The organism is Streptomyces sp. NPDC002793 (assembly GCF_040295485.1).
GTDB lineage: Bacteria > Actinomycetota > Actinomycetes > Streptomycetales > Streptomycetaceae > Streptomyces.
Window position 1 is genome coordinate 1 of record NZ_JBEOVL010000052.1, and the last position, 24,750, is coordinate 24,750.

General features: G+C 69.0%; 20 protein-coding genes and 1 pseudogene. 5 read left to right on the forward strand and 16 right to left on the reverse strand.

From position 1 onward, the window contains the following. The 5 genes and pseudogenes from ABT001_RS31530 to ABT001_RS31550 all read left to right on the forward strand — a co-directional run. A pseudogene (locus tag ABT001_RS31530) lies at positions 1 to 240 on the forward strand (HNH endonuclease); the annotation flags it as partial. A gap of 241 nt (positions 241 to 481) precedes the next feature. Next, positions 482 to 667 (forward strand): hypothetical protein, encoded by a 186-nt coding sequence (locus ABT001_RS31535; protein ID WP_351284663.1) that lies wholly within the window; start codon positions 482 to 484, stop codon positions 665 to 667. A 33-nt stretch (positions 668 to 700) separates the two neighbouring features. Further along, positions 701 to 1,714 (forward strand): ATP-dependent DNA ligase, encoded by a 1,014-nt coding sequence (locus ABT001_RS31540; RefSeq protein WP_351284665.1) that lies wholly within the window; start codon positions 701 to 703, stop codon positions 1,712 to 1,714. Between the two features lie 763 nt (positions 1,715 to 2,477). Beyond that, positions 2,478 to 5,927, forward strand: coding sequence for a DNA polymerase III subunit alpha (locus ABT001_RS31545; RefSeq protein WP_351284667.1), 3,450 nt, complete (start codon positions 2,478 to 2,480; stop codon positions 5,925 to 5,927). Beyond that, positions 5,924 to 6,916: a DNA polymerase Y family protein gene (locus ABT001_RS31550; RefSeq protein WP_351284669.1), complete on the forward strand. Its 993-nt coding sequence runs from the start codon at positions 5,924 to 5,926 to the stop codon at positions 6,914 to 6,916. Before ABT001_RS31545 ends, ABT001_RS31550 begins: the two co-directional genes overlap by 4 nt. A 209-nt stretch (positions 6,917 to 7,125) precedes the next feature. Here the strand turns inward: ABT001_RS31550 and ABT001_RS31555 are convergent, their stop codons facing one another. The 16 genes from ABT001_RS31555 to ABT001_RS31630 all read right to left on the reverse strand — a co-directional run bounded on the left by ABT001_RS31555 (position 7,126) and on the right by ABT001_RS31630 (position 24,576). Next, on the reverse strand, positions 7,126 to 10,404 hold the full coding sequence (locus tag ABT001_RS31555) for an AfsR/SARP family transcriptional regulator (protein WP_351284671.1): 3,279 nt from the start codon (positions 10,402 to 10,404) through the stop codon (positions 7,126 to 7,128). 8 nt (positions 10,405 to 10,412) lie between these two features. Beyond that, positions 10,413 to 10,799 carry a pilus assembly protein TadG-related protein gene (locus ABT001_RS31560; protein ID WP_351284672.1) on the reverse strand — a complete coding sequence of 129 codons (387 nt, stop codon included), beginning with the start codon at positions 10,797 to 10,799 and terminating at the stop codon, positions 10,413 to 10,415. Between the two features lie 53 nt (positions 10,800 to 10,852). Continuing rightward, positions 10,853 to 11,299 (reverse strand): TadE/TadG family type IV pilus assembly protein, encoded by a 447-nt coding sequence (locus tag ABT001_RS31565; protein WP_351284673.1) that lies wholly within the window; start codon positions 11,297 to 11,299, stop codon positions 10,853 to 10,855. Then, positions 11,296 to 11,700 (reverse strand): TadE family protein, encoded by a 405-nt coding sequence (locus ABT001_RS31570; RefSeq protein WP_351284675.1) that lies wholly within the window; start codon positions 11,698 to 11,700, stop codon positions 11,296 to 11,298. The genes ABT001_RS31565 and ABT001_RS31570 overlap by 4 nt, the downstream gene beginning before the upstream one ends. Positions 11,701 to 11,747: 47 nt before the next feature. Continuing rightward, the gene (locus ABT001_RS31575; protein ID WP_351284677.1) at positions 11,748 to 12,368 is read right to left on the reverse strand and encodes a hypothetical protein; all 621 of its coding nucleotides are present in this window, start codon (positions 12,366 to 12,368) and stop codon (positions 11,748 to 11,750) included. A gap of 118 nt (positions 12,369 to 12,486) precedes the next feature. After that, positions 12,487 to 12,675: a hypothetical protein gene (locus ABT001_RS31580; protein WP_351284679.1), complete on the reverse strand. Its 189-nt coding sequence runs from the start codon at positions 12,673 to 12,675 to the stop codon at positions 12,487 to 12,489. Between the two features lie 20 nt (positions 12,676 to 12,695). Next, on the reverse strand, positions 12,696 to 13,583 hold the full coding sequence (locus ABT001_RS31585; protein ID WP_351284725.1) for a type II secretion system F family protein: 888 nt from the start codon (positions 13,581 to 13,583) through the stop codon (positions 12,696 to 12,698). Between the two features lie 5 nt (positions 13,584 to 13,588). Beyond that, positions 13,589 to 14,503, reverse strand: a complete 915-nt coding sequence (locus ABT001_RS31590) for a type II secretion system F family protein (protein ID WP_351284681.1) — start codon at positions 14,501 to 14,503, stop codon at positions 13,589 to 13,591. Next, the gene (locus ABT001_RS31595) at positions 14,500 to 16,041 is read right to left on the reverse strand and encodes a TadA family conjugal transfer-associated ATPase (protein WP_351284683.1); all 1,542 of its coding nucleotides are present in this window, start codon (positions 16,039 to 16,041) and stop codon (positions 14,500 to 14,502) included. The genes ABT001_RS31590 and ABT001_RS31595 overlap by 4 nt, the downstream gene beginning before the upstream one ends. Then, on the reverse strand, positions 16,034 to 16,909 hold the full coding sequence (locus tag ABT001_RS31600) for a MinD/ParA family ATP-binding protein (protein ID WP_351284685.1): 876 nt from the start codon (positions 16,907 to 16,909) through the stop codon (positions 16,034 to 16,036). Before ABT001_RS31600 ends, ABT001_RS31595 begins: the two co-directional genes overlap by 8 nt. 2 nt (positions 16,910 to 16,911) lie before the next feature. After that, complete coding sequence (locus ABT001_RS31605) at positions 16,912 to 17,601, reverse strand: SAF domain-containing protein (protein ID WP_351284686.1); 690 nt, start codon at positions 17,599 to 17,601, stop codon at positions 16,912 to 16,914. Positions 17,602 to 17,647: 46 nt separating this feature from the next. After that, on the reverse strand, positions 17,648 to 18,562 hold the full coding sequence (locus tag ABT001_RS31610) for an ATP/GTP-binding protein (protein WP_351284688.1): 915 nt from the start codon (positions 18,560 to 18,562) through the stop codon (positions 17,648 to 17,650). Next, positions 18,556 to 18,921, reverse strand: a complete 366-nt coding sequence (locus ABT001_RS31615; RefSeq protein WP_351284690.1) for a secreted protein/lipoprotein — start codon at positions 18,919 to 18,921, stop codon at positions 18,556 to 18,558. The genes ABT001_RS31610 and ABT001_RS31615 overlap by 7 nt, the downstream gene beginning before the upstream one ends. 614 nt (positions 18,922 to 19,535) lie before the next feature. After that, positions 19,536 to 20,999, reverse strand: coding sequence for a hypothetical protein (locus tag ABT001_RS31620; RefSeq protein WP_351284692.1), 1,464 nt, complete (start codon positions 20,997 to 20,999; stop codon positions 19,536 to 19,538). Continuing rightward, positions 20,999 to 21,850: a replication-relaxation family protein gene (locus ABT001_RS31625; protein WP_351284727.1), complete on the reverse strand. Its 852-nt coding sequence runs from the start codon at positions 21,848 to 21,850 to the stop codon at positions 20,999 to 21,001. Before ABT001_RS31625 ends, ABT001_RS31620 begins: the two co-directional genes overlap by 1 nt. A gap of 95 nt (positions 21,851 to 21,945) precedes the next feature. Then, positions 21,946 to 24,576: an ATP/GTP-binding protein gene (locus tag ABT001_RS31630; RefSeq protein ID WP_351284693.1), complete on the reverse strand. Its 2,631-nt coding sequence runs from the start codon at positions 24,574 to 24,576 to the stop codon at positions 21,946 to 21,948. Positions 24,577 to 24,750 lie beyond the last annotated feature (174 nt).

Genomic DNA, 24,750 nt, shown 5'->3' on the forward strand with positions numbered 1-24,750 from the left:
GACCAGGGATCCGCAGACACGCTGATCGCGGTCTCGGCCGCATCCAACCGGTCCAAGAGCGACAAGGACCCCGCCCAGTGGATGCCCACGGACGCGTCCTACCACTGCACCTACGCCGCGACCTGGGTCGCGACGAAACTCCGGTGGGACCTGGCCGTCGACGACGCCGAGCGGCAGGCCCTGCTCGGCACGGCCGAGGACTGCTCCGGCACCACTCTCTCCTACGAGCCCGCACCCTAGCCCCGGCTGACCTCCGGGCCGCAGCCACCCTGGCCGCAAGCCGGGGAAGGCAGCCTGACAGCACCACGACGGCGCGCCCTCGGGATCTCTCTCTGGGGATGGGCGCCGTTGCGGGCCAGACACTCAGTGCGCCTCTGCACGGACCCATGCCGGCACACGGGCCCGCCCGGCCCGACTGGGGCGAGGTGGCCGACGACGGCCTGAGTCGCGGCCGGTCGCGCGGGGACGTACACCAGAAGGTATGAGTGACGCGCAGACGAGATGGCACCCGGGCGAGATCGTTCCCGAGAGTGGGATCTATGAGTGTGACTGCGGCGTGGGCCACCACTGGAGCACCGATGTGAAGGGCCACCGCTTCCCGCCGTTCCCGGCAGGCTGCCCCGGCAGCGCGTGGGCCCTGAAAACGGACGCCCACCCGGACACCTGAACAGGCCTGACCGGTCATGGGAAGGAGTCTGGCATGGTGCTGCGACCTCCCGTGGAACCCATGCTCGCCCAGTCGCGCGAGACCATTCCGCTTCCGGGAGCGATGCCAGGGGGCATGCTCATCGACCCCAAGTTCGATGGGTTCCGGTGCCTGCTGTTCACCCCGGTCGAGGACGGACAGCCGGTGGTGCTGCAGACGCGTCGCGGAGCGATGTACCAGGCGCGCTTCCCGGATCTGGTCGCTGCGGCCGGCCAGCTGCCCCGAGGCCTGGTCCTCGACGGCGAGCTGGCCGTACTCGAAGAGGGCCAGCTCAGCTTCACCGCCTTGCAGCGCCGCGCGACCGCTGTCCGCCAAGCCAGGCTCCTGGCTGCGGCGCTGCCCGCGCACTTCATCGCCTTCGACATCCTCCAAGCCGACGGCCGAGTACTTCTGGACGAGCCCTTGTGGCGACGCCGAGCGGTCCTCGAGGCGCTGTTCGCCGACCATCGGCTGACGCAGCCGTGGACGCTGTGCCCGTCGACCACCGACCTCGCCGTCGCACAGGAGTGGCTGACCGAATGGACCGACGTCCCAGGCATGGAGGGCGTAGTCGTCAAGAGCCGGGCCGGGCGGTACCGCCCGGGCATCCGGGGATCCTGGTACAAGGTCCGTCGACGAGCCACAACAGAAGTGCTCATCGGCGGGATCACCGGCTCCCTCCCTCGCCCTCAAGTTCTCCTGCTGGGCCGCTTCGACATGAGCGGGCCTCTGCGGCTGGTCGGAAAGACGGTTCCGCTGAAGCCGACCGCAGCTAACGAGGTCGCCGGCCAGCTCACTGCGGCCGACGCCGACCACCCATGGACCGGCGTGCGTTTCTCTGCCCGCTGGGGGAGCCGAGAGCGTCTCGATCCGGTGCTGGTCGAGCCCTTGTGCGTCGCGGAGATCAGCGGGGACACCGCCCAGGACGCGGGCGTCTGGCGCCACCCCGTCCGGTACGTAAGGCTCCGCCAGGACATGACCGCAAGGGACGTGCCCACCTTCGAGGGCATACAGCCCCACACCGGGTGACAACCCTGGCACGGGCTGATGAACCACCCATCGCGGCGGCCAGGCTTTGGAGCGGCGAAGTACTGGACCGGACGACCTGGACCGCCGCTCCGGGGCGAACCAGGTAGCACCAGGGAAGCGCCCGGAGCCAGTACTGCTCCCTCTGACCAGCAAAGTCACACGCGTGTAACTGATTGGCCAGTCTGGCCAGGTGTGGGCTCGGCGTGCAGCAGGCGGCCTGCGTCAACGGCTGAAACGGTCCTGCCGATCAGCTGGATGCCCACGAACTCGATCTGAGGTCCGGTCCGTCCGTGAATGGTGACAGCGCCGAGAGTGGGTGGCCGGCTGAAGCCGCTGGCGTAGTGGGCTCTCATGACCACGCGGTCGAACCCGCCGTCCAGGGCTGACGCCACTTCGTCCGGATCCATATCGAACCGTAGCGGCCCTTCCTTCACCAATGGCTCAAGCAGCCATTTCGCACTCTCCTCGGGCTTCCTGTCCCACCAACGCACGGCGCCCCCCATGAGCGTTCCGCATATCCCTGACGCCATCCGCCAGTGATCTTGCGGATCAACCGAGGCACACCCTCCGACAGCACGGTCTCCAGGAACGCGGTGCTCTACGTGGCTCGTCTGGCCAGATGCGCGCTCAGTGCTCCGTGGAACCGGTGCACCGCGTTTCCAGGGACAGTGCGCCAGGTCGCCTGTTCGATTTACGTTCGAGTACTGTTGAGATCTAGCCAGGGTGGTTAGACCGTATTTGGGGGTATTTATCGGAGGTAGTGGTGGGCGGTGGTGTGCATCTGCACGTAGCGAGCGGATACTCCGCCCGCTACGGCGCCTCTCATCCGCAGGACCTGGTCGCCCGTGCCGCCGAGCGCGGTATTACCGCGCTCGCGCTGACCGATCGCGACACCGTCACCGGCGTCGTCCGCTTCGCCAAAGCCGCCATGGCGGCCGACGTGAGTCCGGTTTTCGGCGTCGACCTCGCCGTCGCACCGCACAACCCGGGCGGCCCCGCACTCAAGCAGCGGACACCGGCGCGCGGCGGTGCCCACGTCGCCGAGGCGCTCCTGCGCGTCACTCTTCTCGCTCAGGACATTGCCGGGTGGGCCCGGCTCTGCAGGATCGTCTCGTCGGCCCATGCGACCGTCGACGGCGGCCCGCCGGTTGTGTCCTGGCCCGTGCTCCAGGCGTACGCGGACGACAAGCTCACGATCCTGCTCGGATCCGCGTCGGAGCCGGTCAGAGCTTTGTCGGCCGGGCGCCCGGACACCGCCGAGCAGCTCCTCAAGCCGTGGCGGGAGCTCGCCGGGGCGAATCTGCGCCTGGAGGTCCTGCACTGGGGGCTGCAAGGTCTCGGGGCCGGCTCGTCGCGGCTCGCCGCCCACACGCTCGGCCTGGCCGACCGACTCTCCGTCCCCGTGGTGCTGACCAACGCGGTGCGCTACGCGGACCCGGCCCAGCACCGGATAGCGGATGTCCTGGACGCGGCCAGGCGGCTGCGCCCGATCGACTCTCGGGCCCTGGACTGCGGTGAGCGCTGGCTGAAGGGCCCGGACCAGATGGCAGCCGCGGCTGAGCTGATCTGCCAGTCGGCAGGTGCGGGTCCGGGCCGGGCAGCCGAGCTGCTCGCCGAGACCGCACGGACGGCCGAGGAGTGCGAGATCGATCCGGTCGCCGACCTCGGACTGGGGCGCCCGCATTTCCCGGAGCCCACCGTCGTCGGCGCTGAGCCGGGCCTGGGTGGGGCGATGCGGCTGCTGACCCAGCGGTGCGAAGCCGGCATGGCCGCCCGCGGCCTCGACCGTGACCGGCAGGCGGTCGAGCAGCTGGACTACGAGCTCGGCATCATCGGCCGGCTCGGCTTCGAGGCCTACTTCCTTGCCGTCGCACAGGTCGTCGCCGACGTCCGCGACATGGGCATCAGAGTCGCCGCCCGCGGATCGGGCGCCGGATCCATGGTCAACCACAGCCTGTTCGTCGCCACGGCCAATCCACTGGAGCACCGGCTGCTTTTCGAGCGGTTCCTATCCGAACGACGCGCCTCCCTCCCAGACATCGACATCGATGTGGAGTCCGCCCGCCGCCTGGAGGTCTACGACCGGATCATCGAACGCTTCGGCACCGACCGCGTCGCCGTAACCGGAATGCCGGAGACCTACCGGGCCCGGCACGCCCTGCGTGACACCGGCCTCGCCCTCGGCCTGCCACCCCACGTCGTCGACAAGGTCGCCAAGTCGTTCCCGCACATCCGCGCCTGCGACATCCGCGGAGCACTCAAGGAACTGCCCGAGCTGCGGCAACTGGCGGCCAACGCCAACACGTACGGCCCGTTGTGGGAGCTGGCCGAAGGTCTGGACGCCCTGCCGCGGGGCATCGCGATGCACCCGTGCGGCGTGATCCTGTCGAACGCCACTTTGCTGGACCGGCTGCCGGTGCAGCCGACGCCGGGCGGGCAGTACCCGATGGTCCAGGCCGACAAGGAAGACGTCGAAGACCTCGGCCTACTAAAGCTTGATGTCCTCGGAGTGCGGATGCAGTCCGCGATGGCCCATGCCGTCGCCGAGATCCGCCGCACCACCGGCCGGCAGATCGACCTCGACAACCCCGACCACGTCCCCCTCGACGACCAGTTCGCCTTCGCCCTGATCCAGGACTCCGACACCGTCGGCATGTTCCAGCTCGAATCACCCGGCCAGCAGGACCTCGTCGGCCGCCTCCAGCCCCGCGACCCGCAGGACGTCATCGCCGACATCTCCCTGTTCCGGCCGGGACCGGTGCAAGGCGGCATGCCCGCCCTCTACATCGCCGCCCGCCACGGCGCCGCCCCCGTCTACCCCCACCCCGACCTCGAACCCGTCCTCCGCGACACCTACGGAGTCACGATCTGGCACGAACAGATCATCGACATCCTCGCCGTCATGACCGGCTGCGACCGCGCCTTGGCCGAAGTCGCCCGGCGCGCCCTCGCCGACGACAAACGCCTCCCGAAGCTGGAAGCGTGGTTCCGGGCGAAGGCCGGCGCCCGCGGATACACCACTAAGGTCCTGGATGACGTCTGGGAGATCGTCGCCAGCTTTGGCGCGTACGGGTTCTGCCGTGCGCACGCCGTCGCCTTCGCCGTCCCCGCCCTCCAGTCGGCATGGCTCAAGGCCCACCATCCGGCAGCCCTGTATGCGGGGCTGCTGGAGCACGACCCCGGCATGTGGCCGATGCGCGTGATCGTCGCCGACGCCCGCCGCCACAACGTCCCCGTACTGCCCGTCGACGTGAACAAGTCCGCCCCCGCCCACCAGGTCGAGCAGACGGACAGCGGCCCCGGCGTCCGGCTCTCCCTGTCCACCGTGAAGGGCATCAGCGAAGAGCAGGTCGCCCGGATCACCGCCGGGCAGCCCTACAACTCCCTGCAAGACCTCTGCCAACGAGCCCGCCCAGCCCTTCCGATCACCGAACGACTCATCCAGATCGGCGCACTCGACCCACTCAAGGGCAACCAGACACGCCGCGACCTGCTGCTCCAAGCAGCCGAACTGCACCGCCACACCCGCAGCCGGCCCGGCGCCGGACAGCTCCCGATCGACGACGCCCTCATCACCGCCGGACCCTCCGGACTCCGCGAGATGAACAGCCGCGAGATTCTCGACGCCGAACTCGGCGTGCTGAAGATCGACGTCTCCCAGCACCTCATGGAGCACCACCACCGCCTGCTGCGCGAGATCGGTGCCACCGACGCCCAGCACCTCAAGACGATGCGCCCCGGACAGCCGGTCCTGGTGGCCGGCGTACGCGCGTCCACACAGACCCCACCCATCGCCTCCGGCAAACGCGTCATTTTCGTCACCCTCGAAGACGGCTTCGGCCTGGTCGACTGCGCTTTCTTCGAAGACTCCCATGAGGCCTGCGCACACACGATCTTCCACAACGGACTGCTGCTCGTCCGCGGCACCGTCGAGGCCCGAGGCCCTCGACGGACCGTTGTGGGGCAGAGGGTCTGGAACCTCGAAGAGCTCGCCTCGGCCCGTCGCGACCACGGCCCACAGGCCGTTCTCGACCTCCTCGGCCGCCGCAACCCGGCACCCACCCCCGCCCAGCCGCCCGCCACTCCGGCCCGGACGCTCACCAACGGGACCGCCGGGGCAAAGCTCCACCCGTACGCCGACCTCCAGCCCGCTGGCACCCGCTCCGCCGACCTCAACCGGCTCGGCCACACCAGCCAGGGAAGTGCGGGATGACCACCAGCCCACGCACCGTGATGCGCATCTACTTCCACCTCCAGGACGCGGAGCTATACGAACAGCTCCTCGCCGTCCTCGAAGGCATTACGCCACGCGTGCAGGCACATCCTGCCGACTCGTCTGCCGACGTCGACCTGACCGGTGCCCTGAGGTATTGGGACCGCGACCCCGAAGGCCTGGCCGCAGTCATCCGGCTCCGCGTCCTCGCGCTGTACGGGATTCAGACCAGCGCCGGAGTCGGCCCATCGCGAACGATCGCAGCCATGGCAGCCGCCGTCACCCCACCCGGCGCCGCCACCATCGTCGGCAACACTTCCTTCGAAGTCGCCGCCTTCCTCCGCCCCCGACGCGCCTCCGCACTCCCAGGCATCGGGCCGGCCACCGCCCGCACGCTCACCCGCTACGGGATCAACACCGTCGGCGACATCGCCGACACCCCACTCGCCACACTCCAACGGATCCTCGGCATCGCCGCCGGCCGCCAGGCACACGACCGAGCCCACGGCACCGACGACCGCCCCGTCATCCCCGCTGCCGCCTCCAGAATGATCACCCGCACCCACCGCTTCGACCGCGACGAACTCGACCCCGACCAACACCACCGTTCCGTCATCGGCCTCGCCGAGCACCTCGGATCCCAGCTCCGCGACACCCACGCGGTCTGCCACGCCCTCACCCTGACGGTCACCTACGCCGACCACACCACCACGAGCCGCACCCGGACACTCACCGAACCCACCGCCCACAGCCCGGCCCTCGTCGACACCGGACGCGAGCTTCTCACCGGACTCGGTCTCCAACGAGCCCGCGTCCAAGCCATTTCCCTGCGCGCCGAACGCCTCCAGCCCGCCGAGCACGCACCCCACCAGCTCACCCTCGACCCCCGCGACGACCAAGCCCGCAGCCTCGAAGCCGCACTCGATCGCGCCCGCACCAGATTCGGCACCGGCATCGCCGGCAGCGCGGCGGCCTACCGAACCAGATAGAGACAGACCTCGACACTCAGATGCGAGGGCAACTCCGCACAATCCATCAAAAGTCACCTCCCCGGACAGGCCCGGCGGCGTGCTTTGTATGCGGTGGTGAGAGGAGGCCCCGCCTCTCCCGGAGAGGGGAGGCGAGGCCAGCTGGTCCTGCGGTCTCGGGGCCGCGGGCCCATATGGGGCAGCATGGCACCGGTGTCAGCGTCGCCCGGTCACCTTGCTGCTGCGTGTTCTGGCTCCTGGGACAGGACGAGGTCGATGACCTGTTCGGTGAGGGGGTCGAGGGAGATGTCGTAGGTGCGGGTGACCTGCTGGAGGCGGGCGATGGCCTTGCGGACACCGGTGGTGTTGCCGGTGGCCCACTCGATGCGCATCCAGTCGCGGTAGAGGACCTCGGACGTCTCGTCGACGTCCAGTCCGCGTAGTACGGCGTGTCGTGCGGCGTCCATGTCGGGGGTGTCGCCTTCAGAGAGCCAGGCGGCGAGGGTGTGCGCGGTGTCGACGACGCGGGAGATGATCTCGTGCTGGATGGAGTCCGCCCACGGGTAGTCCTGGCCCTCGAACGGCTTGCCGCGGACCAGGCCGAGCGCGTTCTCCAGATCCCGGATCCCGGTGTCGGGGCCGGCGGCCAGGCCACGTGTGGCGAGCTCCTGAAAGCGGTCCCAGTCACAACGGATCCCGGTGCGGAACGCGTAGCCGTTCTTCAGGCGGGGCAGGTACGGCTGTCCGTCGGCAGCCGTACCGAAACGGGAGCGGATCTCGGAGAGGCGGGACTGCAGGGTGCGCGTCGACCACGGGTTCACCGGGTCCATCGCCGTGCACAGGGCTTCGGCGCTGCGGCCGGGGCGCAGGTAGATCAGCGCGGCGAGTGCCCCGACCTTGGGGCCGTGACCCGAACTGCTGATCCCGCTGACCTGCAGCGTGCCCAGCACGCGAATCTCCGGCGCCGCCGGGTCTTCGGCTTGGTCGTCGATGTGATCGCCGTCCGCCCGCGCTGCCTGCTCCGGCACCATTGGGCTCCCGGATTCGCCCTGACCATCCTGCGACCCGGCTTCGGCGGAGGCCTCCACGGCGTCGCTCTTGTCACTGGTGGCTGAGGCTAGGAGCGCGGGGAACGGGTTGCCGGGGTCGGTGCTTCCCTCGTCCACGTAGAGGGTGTGGGGGCCGGTCAGGGGGTCGCCCGCGGCGTGGGTGTGGTCTTCGGAGAGTTTCCAGGCCCCGGTGGCGGGCAGGGCGGGTTCCTCGGTCACCTCCAGGGCGTGAATGAACTCGAGGTACTGCTCGTCGGTGAGCCGCTGCAACACAAGGGGCGTGCCGACCAGGTCAGGAACCGTGACGGGGGCACCTGGTGCGGTCGGGATCGTCTCGGCGTCGGGGAAGGCCTGGCGGGTAGCGTCGTTGGCGGGCAGGACCACAGCGATGGGAAGTTTGCGTGCCGCGGAGACCGCGTCGGCGAGCTGCCAGACCTGGTCGCCGTCAGCGTCCCTGGAGCAGATCAGGATCCAGGGCAGCGGGCTGGGCGCGTCCTCGTCCTGCTGGTGGACTTCGACGAGCAGGCTGCCGAGATCAGCCACGACGGACTGCAGCTTCGGCATGGTCCGCACCCGGCCCTTGGGCAGCAGGGTCGCCAGACGGCTGCCGAGCCCGACAGTCATGATCTCGGTGTGATCGCTCCAGCCGCACGTTCCGGATTCCAGCGCCAGCGCCCGGGTGACGGCCAGGATGTCGTCCGGCTCCCCGTCCAGGAGCAGTACCCGGTTGAGCAGGTTGGCCAGGAGCAGGTCGCCGTCCTCGGTGGCTCCCAGCGTCACGAGCCCCGGGTAGGGGGCGGGGACCTGGGAGGCGGCTTCCTCGTCCAGCAGTTCGGCCTTTGGATCCAGCACCCACACGCCCGGTTCCTCACCGGCCGTGAACGGTGCCAAGGGTGCCGCCGACCTGTCCTCGATGAGCAGATGTACGGTCCGCCCGGTGATGCGGGCTCCGCGAAGGAGCGGCAGCTGGGTGTCGGCGCCGGCCAGGCCGGCCAGAGTCCGCAGCGCGAGGTCGAGCAGCGCGCCGCTGGCGGGCTCCCCACTGGTGTGGAAGATCTGCTCCAGCAGCGACGGATCGGAGTCGATCGCGATCCTCTCGCCCGCCCGGCGACGTCGCTGCTGCAGGATCCGCTTCACCCCGAGCGCACCTGCGAGGGAAGCGGCCAGCAAGGCACCGATCCCCGCGACCAACGCCACCTGCTGCACGGAGCTGTCCGCGGCCTCGGCTTTCTCCCTATCCACGGCCGCGGACGGCGCAGCCTGCGGCGGCACGGAACTCGGCGTGCTGCTTGCGGGGGGTGTGCCCTCTTTAGGAGGGGAAGCCGGAGCAGCCGGGCCGGGCGCGGTGCTCGGCCCGGCCGTCGGGGCACTTGGCGCAGTGGGCGAAGGATGGTCGTCTTCTCGTTCCTGACCACCCTTTCGTGCCTCGTCGTTGTGGTGCTGTTCCGCGCCGTCCGAAGCATGTGGGGCGGGCGTTTCGTTGGGGTGCCGCTGATCACCGGCGCTAGGGGCCGTGTGCTCCGGTGTAGCGGCGGAAGCCGGGAGCGTGAGGCTCTGCCCGGGGAAGATCCTGTCGGGGTCGGTGAAGCGACCTCCGCCAGGCTGGGCTTCGCCCTTGTTCAGCTCGAAGATCTCCGAGTACCTCGACTCAGTGACGAGCTCGTCACTCGCGATCTTCGACAGGCTGTCACCCGCCTCCACCACGTACTCATCCCCAGCCGCGCGAGTGCTCCCACTCTGCGTCTGCAGGGCGCCTTCCGGGATTTCGTCCGCCGTCCGTGTGGAGCTCGCCGATGGAGTGGTGCTCGCCGCCGCCTCGATGGACCGAGCGTCGGCCGGCAGCTTGATGACTGCACCTTTGGGGAGGAACTGGTCGCCTGCGGTCAGCTGCGAGATATCGGGGTTGAGAGCTGCGATGTCCTTCCAGCGTGTGCCATCGCCGAGGTACACCTCAGCGAGATCCCACGGAAGCTCCGTCGCCGTGGCGACTGTGTGCTGGGGCGAAGCTCCTTCCTCAGACTTCGTGCTCGGTGTCACGGCGGAGGTTGTCTCGCCGGCAGTGTGTACGGCGGTGGCCGCTACGGCGGGTGCCACGGTGGCGGCTGATGCGGCGGTGGGGGCGAGCAGCACGATGCCGCCGATCAGGAAACTGGCCAGGGACTGGAGTCCGCCCAGGCCCTTGATGCGTGGTGCGGAGCGTCGGCGCAGGACGGCGACGATTTCGAGCAGGGTGGAGAAGGTGAAGGCGGCCCAGCCGGCCCAGCCGAGGCAGGTGAGGACGACCAGAAACAGGGACCCGTCGTCCTGCTGCATCAGCAGATCGGTTCCCCCGGTCAGCTCGGTGGGCTGGTGGCCCACGGCCAGCAGCAGGTACGGGACGCCGACGACCAGCGCTACCAGGAGGGCCAGGCCGAGTAGAGCGCCGACGGCGCGCAGGGGGGCGGGGGTGCGGTGGGCCATGGGGTGGCTCAGCCTCCAGCTTGGGTCTGCAGGTGTGCTTGCGCGGTGCCGTTGACGGTGATGCTGCTCTTCCCGACGAACTGCGCGAAGTAGGTGGTGTAGGTGTCGGTCACAGTGACCGTGAGGGTTCGTCCGCCATCGGTGATCCGGACATTGCCCTGGACGCCGGCCGCTACGAGGTAGTCCTGTGCCGCGCCGACTGCGGCTGCGGGGTCGATCGTGATGGCAGTGCCTTCGATGGCTTGGGCAAGGTCGATCTGCTGGCCTGCGGTGCGGGCGGCTTCCTGCGCCAGCGAGGTGCTGCGGTTGGCGGTGTTGAGTGCGCCACCGCCGTCGACGAGCAGGCCCATGACCATGAGGATCGCGATGCAGCACAGTGCGAAGAACAGGGACATCGAGCCCCGGTCATCGCCCGTACGGCGCCGGGCGATGAAAGTGCGGAGTTGTGTCACTGTCGGCCCCGGTAGGTGTCGATAGGGCTGGTCCAGGAGGCGCGGAGGGTTTTCGCTCCGGGCAGTCCTGGCAGGCCGATGTCGGAGAGGCCGGCGGTGCACGCGACGGAGGCCTGGATGTTGGCCTCCACGCCGATGTCGAGGGAGTAGCCGGCCGTGTCGATGGTGACGTTGGAGGCGCGGCAGGTGATGCCTTCGCCTTGAAGGCTGCGCTCTGCGGCGGCTCGTGCGGCGGACTGTGCGCTGCCGGCGTCGCGCTCGAGCGATGCGGCGCGGGCGGCCGCGCGGGCGGCGGAGTCGACGGCACCCTCCGCGTCGGTCACCCTGCCGAAGGCGAGCATGAGCAGGAGCAGGGCAATGCCGACGGGGGCGAGCACGGCCGTCTCGATGGAGTAGCTTCCGCGGTCTCGCCGCAGGGCTTTCGTGGTGCGTGGTGAGGTCAAGGGGTGGTCCAGCGTTCGATGGGGGCTTCGGCGTGCTGGGTCACGGACAGTTCTAGGCCGGGGACGAGGGTCGCGACGCTGCCCCGGACGGTGATCCGCACTTCGTCGGCGCTACTGCCGGAGGAGGAGACGCTGGCCCCGCGGACGCTGCTGCCGAAGCGCGAGAGATAGTTCTGGGCCTGGGCGACGCCATCACTGGGACTGGAGGCGAATTGGCGCCCAGATTCGACGCCTTGCCGGGCGGCCGACTGGGCGACCTTGCGTGCGTGGAAGTACAGGCCGACCTGGAGCGCGGTGAAGACGAGGGCGAGGATGACGACGGCGAGGACAGCGAACTCCACGCTGGCGAACCCGCGGTCGTGCCGCCGTTTACGGCGCCGCAATGCGGTGCGGAGGTTCATTGCCGTTGTCTCATTTCGTACGTCCTGGTGCCCTGGGTGGCCGGGGGTCAGCGAGCCGACGCGGTCGGCGGTTCGCCGTTCTGTGCCTGCTGGATGCGCTGAACGACCATGTCCGCCAGTCCCCCCATGCGCTCGGCGGGGATGGCTGTGCCTTCCGCCCACGTGTATTCGATCTTGGCGTTGACGGATCCTTCGCGGACGTTGATGCCCTTGCCGCTCCACGTCGGCTCCTGATCGGATGCCTCGATCTCGAACCCGTCGATCTCGTCGCCCGCCGGGTTCTCACCGATCTCGTCAGGGGTCCCCTCTCCTTCAAAGAGCTGTGCCGCGGTGTCACTGTCGGGGAAAGAGATAAGCCGGATCGTCAGCTCCTGGTCTTCGAGGTTCGTGAAGCCGGCCAGCCCCACAGCCACCGCCTTCGCACACCAGGAGTCCGGCCACCCTTCGGACTGGCAGATCGTGGCGTCCAGGGTGTCCCAGGCCTTCCTGGTGCGAGGCTGGGTCAGGTCGGCCGGGACGCTGAGCTGGTTAGGCAGGGCGGCTTCGAGCTCGGCGGTGTTCAGCGGGGCCGCCTGCGACGCCTGTCCGCCAGCCGCCTGCTTCGACGGGGCCGGCCCTGCTCCTGAGCCCCCGGGATCGCTACCGCTGCCACACCCGGTGGCCACCATGGCGGTCAGTGTGACCCCTGCGAGAAGGCCAGCCAGTCGTGCGGCGCCCGATCGTGCGGTGCGAGGCATCTGCGATGTCCTGTTCGTGGGTTCGTCGGCTGGCTGGATGAGGTTGGGGTCACCCGCCGTTGATGATGCCGATCTTCTCGGTGAGTTTGCTGCGCACGGCGACGACCAGGAGGCCGGCGCCGAGGAGGAGGGCACCGGTGATGACGGCCATCTCCGTGCTGGTGGCGCCGGCGTCGCGGCGTGACTGCAGGTGGGCGTAGCGGGCGCGGATCCACACGGTCAGGGTCTGGATGTCCATGGGAAGTCTCCTGATGTCTTTCAGCTGCTGAGGATGGTGGCGGTGATGGGGATCATGACAAAGGTGAGCATGAGGACCACGCCGAAGGTGACGGGCAGGACCATCGCCTCGCTGGCTTCGTTCGCTTTGGCTTTGGCATCGCTGAGCATGGCGATACGCAGCTGGCGGGCCTGGGCCTGCAGGGTGGTGTAGACGGCGGCGCCGTCCCCGGCCAGGGCCAGGGTGTCGGCAGGCCGGCCGAGTTCGGGGATGTCGAGTTCTTCGCCGAGCTGGCGCAGGGCGTCCCAGACGGTGACGCCGGCGAGGTCGGCCTGGTGGAAGACCTGGCGCATGCGGACGAAGATCCAGCCGTCGCCGACATCGGCGGTCTGGGTGAGGGCCTGGGCAGCGCCGGAGTTGGCGACGCGGGCCAGCGCGACGCGCTCCAGATAAGAAGCGGCGGCGTGGCGCACGATGAGGCGGGCTGCGGCTGCGTCCCGGGCGACGTCCTTGCCGGGCCAGAACCAGAACACGGCAGCCAGCGCCAGAGAGAGGATGGCCGGGACGGTGTACGGGAAGGCGACGCCGGCCAGGGCGAGGAGGCCTTGGACCAGCTGAGGCAGGAGCAGTCCGTACAGGGCGAGCAGGACGCGTTTGCCGAGGTGTTCAGCCGGGCTGATGCGCAGAAGGCTGAGGTCTTTGACGGGCAGGGTGATGCGGCTGCCGAACTCGCCGAGCAGGCGGGCCCCGACGCGTTCCTGCAACGTTCCCGTTGTCGACGGGGTGCCGGTCGCGGAGAAGACGGGGGCGGCTTTGGAGGCGTCGAGGCGGTCCAGGGCACTGGCCAGGTCTGGCTTCGCGGGCCAGGCTGCCCGGACGCCGAGACCGATGAGGGCGCCGGCGGCTGCGGCGGGCAGCACGGCCTCCATGGGGATCAACGGGTGTCTCCGAGGGCGGTGAGGTGGGCGGGCAGCGGGTCCAGAAGCCGCGGGTCCGGCTGGGTGCGGGCGATGTTGCGCAGCCACATCAGGGTCCGGGCGAACAGAGCTCCGATGCCGGCCAGGACGAGCTGGCCGACCCCGGATTGGTACCAGCCGGACCAGGCGTCGTTGAGCATGCAGCCGATGACGACGACGCAGATGACCATGGACACCATGCGAGAGGACTTGCGGACCTTGGCCCGGTCGGCCTCGATGTCACGGGCATCAGCGGCCTGCTGGTGAATGGTGACGGCCAAGGCTTCCAAGGCGTCGGCGAGGCCGGGCCCCTTGTAGACGGCGTGGCTCTGAAAGAGAAGCACCACGTGGTCGGAGACGCCGTCAGCGAGTTCATCCGCGAACAGGGCGAACGCATCGTGGGCTTCCGTGCCGTCGCTGAGCCGGTCGGCCAGGCCACGGACGTTCCCCGCGATCGGGGCAGGGGCGTGCTTGGCCGATGCGCGGATCGTCTGCGCGAGGCTGATGCCGGCGGTGTGGACGCCGGCCAGATGGTTAAGCCACTGGCCGAGCGCTTCGAGGCGCTCGATCCGCAGCGACGCGGCCGTCCCCGGATTGAGGATATAGGGGACGCCGATAACGGCAGCTCCCGCGAGGAGGCCGTGCACGGGCCATCCGGTCCATGCCCAGACCAGAAGGGTGACGGCCCCAGCGGTGGCGACCAGGTAGCGCCACCGCTCGCGCCACTTGGCCGGCAGCTCAGCCTGGGCCCGTCGGATACGAGCCGCCAGCGGCGAAGGCGGCTTTGTGGCATCGCGGACCCGGCCGCGCAGTTCACGGACCGCGCTGACGACGGCGAGGATCGCGAGGACGGTGCAGCAGGCGGCGACCAGCGCCAGTTGAGAGGTGGTCATGGGGTGCTCACTGTCTGCAGGGGCGGCCCCCACCAGCCGTGCGGGTTATCGGTCAGCCACGAGCGGTGAAAGTGGCCGGTGCGCTCGAGGTCGTCGATGAAGCCCGGCATGTTCTTGTAGGCGGCGCGCGGCTCGCCGCTGTGCGGGCCGAAGATCTCGGTGGTGACGGGGCGACCGCCCTCTCCGACGACGTCGTGGACCTCGTAGATGTGAGACGCGTAGCGGTGCTTGCGGCCCCCGCGGCCTGACTCGTTGAGGTAGGTGATGTAGACGACGACGTCGATGCTGGAGGCGATGAGGTGGTTCGCCGCTTCGGTGGCCATCCCTGCCTCCGTGCACAACTGGACCAGGCGGGAGATGATCCCGTGCGCGCGCCTCACGTGGAGGGTGCACATGGATCCGGATCCGCCGGCGGACATGGCCTGCAGCATGGGGAGGATCTCGGTGGAGCGGACCTCGCCGACGATGACGCGCGAGGCGTTGTAGCGCAGTGCGGTGGGGAACATGTCGCTGATGGTGACTTCCCCGGCGAGCTTGTCGCCCTGGCGCTCTCCGTTGGACTGCCTGGCTTCGAACCCGAAGGTGAGGGGCCCGGGCTTGGGCCCGGGCTCGTCCAGGTAGAGCTCCCGGTCGGATTCGAGGGTGACGAGCCGCTCGTCGGTCGGGATCTCCCTACCGAGGGCCCGCAGAAGCGTCGTCTTGCCGGAGCCCATGTCGCCGACGACCAGGATGTTCATGCGGGCGCGAACGCAGGCGACGAGGAAGGACTCCAGGAGCGGGTTGAGGGTGCCCCACTGGACGAGTTCCTTGATACCGGTGTCTCTCACCCGGTGCTTTCGGATGACGACAGAGGGCCTGCTGGTCAGGGTGGAGGCGGTGACGCGGGACCCGTCGGGCATACGGAAGCCGACCATCGGGGTGGCCTGGGTCAACGCGCGTTCGCCGTGCCCGGACAGCCGGGCCATCCGGTTGACCCAGGCGACGAGGTCCTCGTGGGAGTCGGCGACACGGTCGACGGTGCGCCGAGGCCGGTCGTAGTACTCCACGTGGGCGGTGAGTCCGTCGACCATGACGTCTTCGACGCCATCCTCGTCCAGCAGCGCCTGGAGCCGGCCGCCGCGGTACATCGCGTTGAAGACGGCGCCGCCGATCACGGCTTCCTGCTCCGCGGTAAGCGGGGTGTTGCCGTGAGCGTGCTTCGCCGACCACTCCGCCACGGCTGCGGTGACCAAGGACCGGGCGAGGGCCCGACGGTCGCTCTCCTCCATGAGTTTGTCGGGGTCACGCCTGCTGAGCGTCCTCGACACCTCGGCCTGGAGAGCTTCGATCACCTCCCATTCGACGGGGAGGTCGCCGGGCAGCCCGGCCAGGCGTGGCACACCGGTGGGGCTCGCGACCGCTGACGGCGCCGCCGGGCGTTCCGGCGCGGCCGGAGCGCCGGGCCGCTGAACGAGGCGTCCGGTCAGCAGGCTGGCGAGCTCCTCGCGGCCCATCGCCGGATGACCGTTCACGCCGGGCCTCTGGTGAGTGTCAGCCACGGCTTCTCCCTCCTCGCAGTTCGACCAGGCGTTGCAGCATCCCGGTTAGCTGCGGGTTGGCCTGCCGGGCCGGGAACTCCTGCTGGATACGCCGACGCGAGGAAGCCGCCTCGATCTGCTCGGTGGCCGTACGGGCGTGACGCAGCAGAGGGCTGCGCCCGTAACCGCGCGGCTGGCGGCCGCCGTGCGCGAGGTAGCCGGCCGTGTCCGGATCCCAGGGCAGCGCCGCCAGAACAGGCACCTTGAGTGCCTCGGCGACCTGGTGGGCCCGGTAGGCCCCGTCCTCGATGAGGAGGAGGCCCAGGGCATCAGCCCCGGATCCTTGTTCCTGCAGCTCCCTGCGCAGCGGGTCGATGACGTGCCGGGCCAGGGTGAGGGACTGCTCGGTGCTGCGCACGACGAGGAGGACCAGGTCGGCCTGGTGGATCAGCGGGGCCGGGGTGAGGGTGGGGTGCAGGCGTCCCGATTCCAGGGCCAGCCGCCCGGCGTCGACGAGGACGTCATATCCGGCGTCGGCGGACAGGACATGCAGCACCTCGGAAAGGGAGGGCCAGGTCCGGCTGAGCGCCGCGGCCTGGGCGGGATCAGTCAGGCCAGGCAACAGCTTGCGGTGCCCGGCCTCGTCCATCGGCCATAGATGGCTGGCGAAGGCGTTGGCCAGGGCGTCCCGTCCCGTGCGCTCGGCGGCGGCCAGGTGGTAGAGCCCGTGGCCGGCTGCGACCTCACCATAGAGAAATCCGGCGCGTACGGTGCCGCCAGCCGGATCACATTCTGCGAGCAGTGAGGGCCGCTTAGAGGCAAGAGTGAGGGCCAGTGCCGAGGCGGTGACACCACATGACTTGGCGGACAGGAGTGCGGTGACGGGCATGGTCAGTTGCTCCGCGGTTCCCGGACCAGCGCAATGCGTCCGATGGACGCACGCGTCGCCAGCAGCGGGCCGTCAGTAGGGGCGACGGCGAGGTTGACGACGACCGTTCCGGAGGCGTCCGGCCGGGACACCGAGACCACGACGCCCTTGATGGTGGACGGGGGGGCCTCCGCCTCGTTCGGCTCGGTCTGCTCTCCCTGCGCAGGTGTGGTGACGGCGAGGACCTTGTCTCCGGCGGAAAGGGTGCCACTCGGGGCCTGGCCGCGCTTCACCTGCACACCGACCTGCTGCCTGTCGTCGCCCAGGCCTGTCCCTGCAGCGAGCTGAGAGGAGGTCAGCAGTCCGCCCTGGCGCAGGTCGACGGCGGTTCGTTTACCGACCATCGCGGACCGCTCCGCAGCGGGCACCGGCGTCAGCCGCGCGTCGGCCGACACTTCGGCGACCGTGAGGTCTGCGGTGGTCAGGGCCTGTCCGGCCGGTACGTCACGGGCGATGGCGATCACCTTCATCCGGTCACCTGCGGAGGTGACCGCTGCGGCGGCCGCGAGCCCGGCGACTGCGGCGAGCACGATGCACAGGGCGGCCACAGACCAGCGGCGCTCACGCTTGGCAGGTACCGCCGTCGTGATGGGAATGTCGGAGCGGGAGGGGCTGGTGGGTCGGGGCACCGTCGGCGCGGCGGGGGACTCCATGGGGTGGTTTGCCTCTCGAATCACTTCGGGTGGATCGGTGATCGGGTCAATTGAGGACCTGGACTTCGGTGACGGTGATATCCACCGCACTGTCACGGACTTCGGTGAGCTGACCGGTGGGACCGTTGGTGGCTTCCCAGTTGATCGCCCAGGTGGACGTCGCGGTGACGTGGAATGTGCCGGCCGGCGTGGCTGAGGAGGGCTGCTCGTAGCGGTGACCGCAGTCCGGTGACGGCTTCTTCCCGTACTCGGCGCGGTAGGGCGTGCCCGCAGTGGTGCAGGTGACCGTTTCGCCGTCGCCCATGGTCCATACGATCTTGCTGACCTTGGCGGTGGCGGTCACAGTGATGCCGCCAGCGGCGGCGCTGGCCACGTTCGGGCCGTATGTCTCCGGACCTTTTTCGGTCCACATGTAGACCGGCATCCCGACCACACCCTTACCGCCTGGCTTCGGTGTGATTCCGATCGCCGGGGCGCGCAGCAGCATCTTGTCGACGGCCTGCTGAGCCAGAACGGCCGGGTCGACGGCTGGTGCCGTGGGCGGGTCAGCGGCCCAGACCATGCGGTGGAAAGCGGAGTCGTGGGACTCCGGGTCCTCACCGAAGGCGCAGATCTCCTCGTAGACGGCACCGTCTCCGGGCTCGTGTCCCTCCCAGTCCAGGCTGCCTGCCGGCGGCTGCGGGTCGGCAAGCTTGTAGACGCAGTGCCAGGGGTTCTCGGTGTCGCCCTCGGCGTCGGCATCATCCGCATCGGTGGCTCCGCCTCCCGATCCGCCCCCACCTCCCTGAGCGGGCTTCCCGGTTCCAGGCGCTTGAGGAACACCGACTCCGGCGCAGGTCCACTTCCCGCAGGGCGTCACTCCCGTGCTGGGCTCAGAATCGGCGTAGGCATGGCTGGACGTGGGCAGCGCGAGAATCGCGAGGCCGAGCGGCCAGGTCAAGACACGTCGCGCGCTCAGCATGCCCTGTCCGTTGGCTCGTCGCGGATAACCTTCCACCCATCGGGCCAGTGCTCCACTGTGGTACTGACCACGAACTTGGTCAGACGCTCTGTGGGTAGAGCGGCAGGCTTTTTGGTCTCGACATTGACCACCTTCCACTGACTGACATCCAGGCAGCTCGACAGGCTCGCGTTGGGGATCTTGCGATCCATGTCGAGTTTGGTGACCGTCGGGCTCCCCACCGACACCTCACCGGTATGAATGAGCTTCCGCGCGTGGGTGCTCTTCGCGTCAGCTTCAGCCGAGCTCAGTGCCACAGAGGCAGCGAATGACTTGAGGTGGGCCGACTTGCCGCTGCTGTCGGCGTACAGCTTCTCCATCTCCTGCCAGTAGCTCAGGTAGACGGCAACGACTTCCTTCTTGGCCGCCTCCGCAGGGTCTGCCGGAGTAGCCGACTGGCTTGCCGGTGGCGTCGGGGAGGGTTTTGGGTCGGCTGCATCCCCGGAACTGCATCCCGCCGCGGTCGTCAGAGCAAGGGCGGTCAGCAGTAGGGACGCCGACCTCAGACGGTTTCGCTTGCGAAGATAGGAGGGGTTCTGCCGTCCTGTCCTTGTCACTACGTCTCCCATGCATATGCCTACAAGTGGTACGACCTGTGCTCGGCCCGAAAAGACCAGAGGTCGCCCTCGAAACCAACTTTGCGGTCTAATCCGTACCTTACGCAAAATCGTCTCAACAACTCAGCCTGTTAAGGGCGTTGGAAACCGCACAGGCCGCCAATAACTGCGTAATTCGTCGGAACTGACGAGGGAATCACACGGTTGTTCCACTGAGTTGGACGGAAATCGCTGTTGACCAGCGATTATCCAGTCAGTAAGTCGCTTCAGCGATCGGGCGGCTATGCCAACCCTCTTCAGCGTCGAGGACAGCCCGTCAGGAACCGTCCAGCCAGTCTCGTCTGGGTGCAACCGTCGAGAGCCTGCTACACCTCCACTCATCGCTCAGAGCCGTATCCGTACGCAGCGAGCTCTTCCGGCGTTCCCCACTGGTCGGCGATCCGGGCACGTAGCCTCGCGGTCTCCACTTCCTCACTCGATGCCTTGACGGCGCACTCTTGCGGACGGCTGCTCACTTCGGCTTCCCAGCGGGCTGCCGCCTTCCTCATGGCTTCTTGTGCTTCCTGTGCGTCGGTGAGGCAGCCCGCGCACAGCGGTCCGCTCGCCGCGGGAATCGGCTTCCGGCACGAGGGCTCCGCACAGTCCACAAGCCGCCCTCGTGCCTTCCCGCCGGCACGGGGAGGCGCCGTGCGGTCTGCGTTCACCGCCCGTCCCTCACGTGGCGTCCTGGCAGCCCGGCGGTCGGCGATACGGACCTCGCACAGGCGGCATTCGACACCGGTGATGACGTCACGGCCGTTCTCGCACCGGGCGTCCGCGCACGCGTAGCGGTCTCCGCGCCGTAGCGGCCGTACCATCGCGATGGCTGCGCCCACCGGGTTGTTCAGTTCTCCAGCGGTGCATTTCGCGGCGAAGCCGTGGTGGATCCACCGGTACTGGATCCGCTCGCCGAGCTGCTCGACACTCCGCCCGTCGCTCCTCATGGCGGAGAGGATCGCTGTGGACAGCTGCGGGATCTCCGGCAGGACCTCCAGCAGAGCGGGCGGGAAGTAGGCGCGCACCCTCCGTACGGTGGCGAGCTCGACCGCTGAGTGCCGCGCCTTCCGGCTGCCTTCAGCCCGCCCCGCCTTCCGCCGTCCGCGGCCTGCCTCGTTGCCCGGTGAGGAGGGAGTCTTTCCGGATGTGGCGAAGCCGCCTTCAGCCTCACGCGCGCTACTACCTGAGGTTGAAGTCCTACCGGACGTCCCACCGCTACGCGGCGCAGCCGCATCCTTGTTCTTCTTGTTGGTCTTCTCAGAAGTAGTGGTCTTCTTATGTAGGCGATTTTCCAACGTAGGGTTTTCCAACGTAGGGAAATCGCACCTTCGTTCTGACCTGGGGGTTTCCTGCGCAGTCACTTGCGTGCGGTTTTCGCATCCTGGTTTTGACCTGCAGGTTTCATCACCTGCTTGTGGTGCCTGGTCCAAGGGGTCGGACCCGGGGTCGAAGGTGAGGATCAGGCCGTCGGGCATGTCGGTGATGAAGTACTCGGCCTCCCCGAGATGGCCGGCTGCGTTCCGGGTTCGGCCGCGCTGGAGGTAGCCCAGTGCGACGAGCTCCTTCAGCCCGGAGCTGACCGCCGCGATGCCATCGGTGGAGAAGCCGGCGATCGATGCCCTGTTCACTCCGAAGCCGTCCCGGTGGGTGCTGATCAGCCCGAAGATGCCCTTGGCCTTGAAAGACAGCCGCCGGTCCCGGAAGAGAGCATTGTGGATCTGGGTGAAGTGGGCCCGGAAAGCGTCGGCGGCCATCGGCCCCCGCCGGATGCTGCCGCCGAACTGCCGCGGTGGCTTCGCCGCCATCAGAGGTCCATCCACGAGCGGCGCTCGGCCGGCCCTGACAGCGGCGTCCACACCGGTGCGGACGGCCCGTGTTCCTCCAGGTCCTCCAGCACGGCCGCACCGAGCGGAACCTTGGCGGCCAGCGTCGCGACGAGGGGATGCTCGGTGACCATGGCCCGCAGGTCCTCGGTGCGCTGCTGCAGCGTCCGGGCGGAGGCACCGGTGAGGATGAACAGGATCCGTGGGAAACGCGGGTAGAACCGCTGCCAGGCCAGCATCGCCGCCTGGTCCCCGACCAGCCCCCGGCGCCCGACCGGCTGCGGGGTGTAGTCGTGGAACCGGGCATAGGAGATGAGCTTGCTCGCCAGGCGCTCCGAACTCATCGTGGCCCGGTCGATCTCCACGAACGACCTGAACTGCAACCGCCGCGGTGAGGACGCTGTGTAATGCATCACCGCGTCCGCGATCAGCCGGTCCTCACCCCCGGTGTCCGGCAGCCGGTGAGCAATCTCCGGCACCCAGTCCAACGCCCCGTACTCATCCCCCCTCGACCGAGCCTCCTCGAGGAACGTCATGTGCGCGCGGATCCCGGCCAGAGTGTGCGGAGCTCGCAAATTCGCCTTGGTGGCATTGCCGGGAGGCACCACGCTGCGCCCCCGCAGTTCGGGCCACAGCGTCGCCACCTGGGCGCCGCGCTGGGTGAGGAACCACAGCCGGGTCATCTTGGAACGGGGGAGGACCGCAAACGAAATCAGCTTGTCCGCTGTCAGCCTGCTCAGGACAACTGACAACCCCCGCCGATCGGCCTGAGGGGACACCATCTGGTTCAGCTGCGGAGTCGAGATGACACGGTGCTGCGCGAGCAGGGCCATCACCCGATGCGCGGCGGTGTCCCCGGGAACGCATCGTGAACCTGGGGCAGTGCTCTTCGTGCCGGTCTTGGTCTCGGCCGACTCGGGACGAGTGTTCATCGATACCGCTTTCCAGTAGTGGTGTCTGAGCCGGCGGCCTCCGGGCCCGACTGAGCCAGAAAGCCGTGGACGGTCTGCTCATGGGCCGCGGCGGACGCGGCGAGGGTGGCGAGTGGCTGGGCGCCTGTGTTGGTATGCGCAGCGCGCGTAAGGGCGCGGACCTTGTCGCGCTTGGCGAGCGATCCGAAGACTTCACCGAGCTCCGGACCGCGGATGAGGAGCGGCCCGACGCGTTTGCCGGCGACGGTGAAGGAGGCCCAGTGCCGGTAACGGTCGAGCTCGGCCGCGTCCTCGGGGCTGACTTGGTCGCCCCATTCATTGGTGATGTGACGGACCGCTTCGACCGATCCGGCGGTCGTGGACAAGCACGAGGCGTTCTGCAGCAGCGCGGTCCGCACGTCGCCGCTGAGCCGGTGCAGGAGTTGCGTCATGCCGTGCATCCGCACCCCGAACTTGCGCAGCTGCTCGGTGATCTCCGCCAGCGACGTCGAAGCGGAGCCGTCCAGGGAGATCAGCTCGTCCAGATACAGCCGGAACGCTGCCCGGCGCCGCTCGGGCAGGTCACGACGGGACAGGCCGGCACGCAGCATGTCCCGCACCAGCAGCGACACCAGCAGCCGGTCGGACGGCCCGGTCCCGGCCGGGCAGATCCACACCACACGCGAGTCGTCCATCGCCCGGCGGATGTCGTAGCTGCCGACCGGCTGCCCCAGGAACGCCTTGATGACCGGGGAGGAAGCGAGACGGTCCAGCGGGTTGAGAACGGTTGGCAGGGCGTCCTTGGGAATCTCGGTGAACGACGTCGTCCACCATGCGGCCGCTTCCGCGTCGAGTCCGCCGACTACGAGATGGCGGAAGCCGGGATCGGTCAGTAGTGAGCGGATCTGGAAGACGGTGGCCTGGCAGTGCGCTGCGTCGTGCGCGACGGCCTTGCTGTTCACCGCGACCAGCGCCTCGATGGCCTTGGTCAGGATGGTGATGGCCCGGGGTGCGTTCGCGTCTCCCCAGCCCAGACTGGTGGCGAAGGCGTCGACCATGGCGGCCGTCACCTCATGAGCGGCACGCCCGCCCCGCATGTCCAGTGGGTTCCAGCACGCAAGCTTGTCCTGGTTCCGGCGCACGGTTAGGTCGAACAGCCAGACCCGGCTCATGATCTCCGGGTGGGCGAGGTAGGGGGCGACCGTCGTCCACGAGTCGCTGTGCGGGTCGACGAAGCCCAGCCCTCGCCCGCCATGGGCGGAGGCGACGGCCTGGCACAGGGCGCGCATGGTCTTGCCCCATCCGGCTTTGCCGACCTGCACCTCGAACAGGGTGTCGTCCTCGCGGGTCGCCACCAGCCGCTCGCGCCCGTCCGGACCCCGGTACCAGCCCTGCGGCACCAGCCCCTGCTGGAGTTCTTGCGGATCGAACGTGGGAATGTCCGTGGCCAGCAACGGCAACCGGGCGTGCACCGTCGGCGGTTTCAGGAACCCGGCGAGCTCCTCGACCCGCGCCCACGAATTACGCCCGGGCCGCATCAGCCCGCTCGCCCACCGCTCATCGAACCGGTCCCGCCACGGCCACCGGTCCGGACCCATCCGCACCGGCCCCACCGACCAGCCGGCCGACGACAACCGGGTCCGCGCGGCATACACGTCCAGCGCCGCCTCGATGTGCCGAAGCCGACGCTCCGCCCGGCCCACCACGTTCGAGGAGCACCGCACCAACAACTGCACCCGCACCAGCCCCGCGTCCTCGGCCAGCTTCCCCAGCGCCTTGTCCCGATCCAGCCGCGGCGGCCGCGGCGCCATCAGTAGACTCCGCCCCGACCCCGAACGCTGCTCCTGGGGCATGGTCAGCTTCGTGACCTGCCAGGCCAGGGCATCCTCCGTCGTCGCGGCGTCCTGCGTCATCCACCTCGCCTCGCGACGCGACTCACGCCGCGCGTGCTGCCTCGCGGAGTCGACGACCTGCCAGCGCCTGGCCCGCAGCCGCCACTTCGACGCCGGCGACATGTCCAGGCACACCTCCGCCAGATCACCCAGATCCGCCCGGAGATCGGCGACGGCGTCGATCAGCGGCTGCAACGGATCCGGCTCCAACGGAACCTCCCGCAACCGCGCCCCCGGAGCCCCATGCAGCGCGAACACCGCCCGCATCGTGTGGTCCGGCTCCTTGCGCTTCCGCTTGGTCCGCGGTGGCCGGACCGGCTCGGAGCGCACCCGGGCATACGGGGTCTGCAGCAGCAGGTACCGGGCCGACGCCGGAGCCTCGACCAGGTAGGTCAGCGGCTTACCGCCATCGGCCCGCAACCGCACCCGCACCGCCCGCGCCGACCTCGGAGCCCACCACGGACCCGCACCAGCCGCCCGGATCAGCTGCGCACCGAACCGGCTGATCTCCTCACCGCTCGCCTCGAACTGACGCGACGGCACCAACTCCACAAAGGTCCGCCGCTCCAGCGCCGCAGCCGACAAACGCCGCTCCAGCACCGTCCAACCGCATGCCAGCACCGTTCCGACCAAACCCAGCAGCCACGCGGTCGCGTAGACCCAGTTCGCCCACGACCACGCCAGAGAACCCAGGGATGTCATCACGTCCCATGCCGCGCTGGGAGCGGAAGCCACGGTGACGCCGTGGAGAGCCATCAGACCCCCTCGGACGAGAGAGAGCCCACGGGCCTGTCCCGCCTGATCGGTCCGGCGGGGCTCGGAGCAAGCACGAGGTGTAGGGGCATGAGGTACTCCGGGGGGAGGTGATCCGGTGTTGTCTCCAAGGAACCCGGCACCACTCACCGATTTGCTCACCACGGCCACCCGGTT

Bases quoted from the DNA above. Each gene is read 5' to 3' on its own strand.
- ABT001_RS31535 (WP_351284663.1), top strand. From the start codon at position 482: ATGAGTGACGCGCAGACGAGATGGCACCCGGGCGAGATCGTTCCCGAG.
- ABT001_RS31540 (WP_351284665.1), top strand. From the start codon at position 701: ATGGTGCTGCGACCTCCCGTGGAACCCATGCTCGCCCAGTCGCGCGAG.
- ABT001_RS31550 (WP_351284669.1), top strand. From the start codon at position 5,924: ATGACCACCAGCCCACGCACCGTGATGCGCATCTACTTCCACCTCCAG.
- ABT001_RS31555 (WP_351284671.1), bottom strand. From the start codon at position 10,404: ATGGCCCACCGCACCCCCGCCCCCCTGCGCGCCGTCGGCGCTCTACTC.
- ABT001_RS31560 (WP_351284672.1), bottom strand. From the start codon at position 10,799: ATGTCCCTGTTCTTCGCACTGTGCTGCATCGCGATCCTCATGGTCATG.
- ABT001_RS31570 (WP_351284675.1), bottom strand. From the start codon at position 11,700: ATGAACCTCCGCACCGCATTGCGGCGCCGTAAACGGCGGCACGACCGC.
- ABT001_RS31575 (WP_351284677.1), bottom strand. From the start codon at position 12,368: ATGGTGGCCACCGGGTGTGGCAGCGGTAGCGATCCCGGGGGCTCAGGA.
- ABT001_RS31580 (WP_351284679.1), bottom strand. From the start codon at position 12,675: ATGGACATCCAGACCCTGACCGTGTGGATCCGCGCCCGCTACGCCCAC.
- ABT001_RS31585 (WP_351284725.1), bottom strand. From the start codon at position 13,583: ATGGAGGCCGTGCTGCCCGCCGCAGCCGCCGGCGCCCTCATCGGTCTC.
- ABT001_RS31590 (WP_351284681.1), bottom strand. From the start codon at position 14,503: ATGACCACCTCTCAACTGGCGCTGGTCGCCGCCTGCTGCACCGTCCTC.
- ABT001_RS31600 (WP_351284685.1), bottom strand. From the start codon at position 16,909: ATGCCCGTCACCGCACTCCTGTCCGCCAAGTCATGTGGTGTCACCGCC.
- ABT001_RS31605 (WP_351284686.1), bottom strand. From the start codon at position 17,601: ATGGAGTCCCCCGCCGCGCCGACGGTGCCCCGACCCACCAGCCCCTCC.
- ABT001_RS31610 (WP_351284688.1), bottom strand. From the start codon at position 18,562: ATGCTGAGCGCGCGACGTGTCTTGACCTGGCCGCTCGGCCTCGCGATT.
- ABT001_RS31615 (WP_351284690.1), bottom strand. From the start codon at position 18,921: ATGGAGAAGCTGTACGCCGACAGCAGCGGCAAGTCGGCCCACCTCAAG.
- ABT001_RS31620 (WP_351284692.1), bottom strand. From the start codon at position 20,999: ATGGCGGCGAAGCCACCGCGGCAGTTCGGCGGCAGCATCCGGCGGGGG.
- ABT001_RS31625 (WP_351284727.1), bottom strand. From the start codon at position 21,850: ATGGCCCTGCTCGCGCAGCACCGTGTCATCTCGACTCCGCAGCTGAAC.
- ABT001_RS31630 (WP_351284693.1), bottom strand. From the start codon at position 24,576: ATGGCTCTCCACGGCGTCACCGTGGCTTCCGCTCCCAGCGCGGCATGG.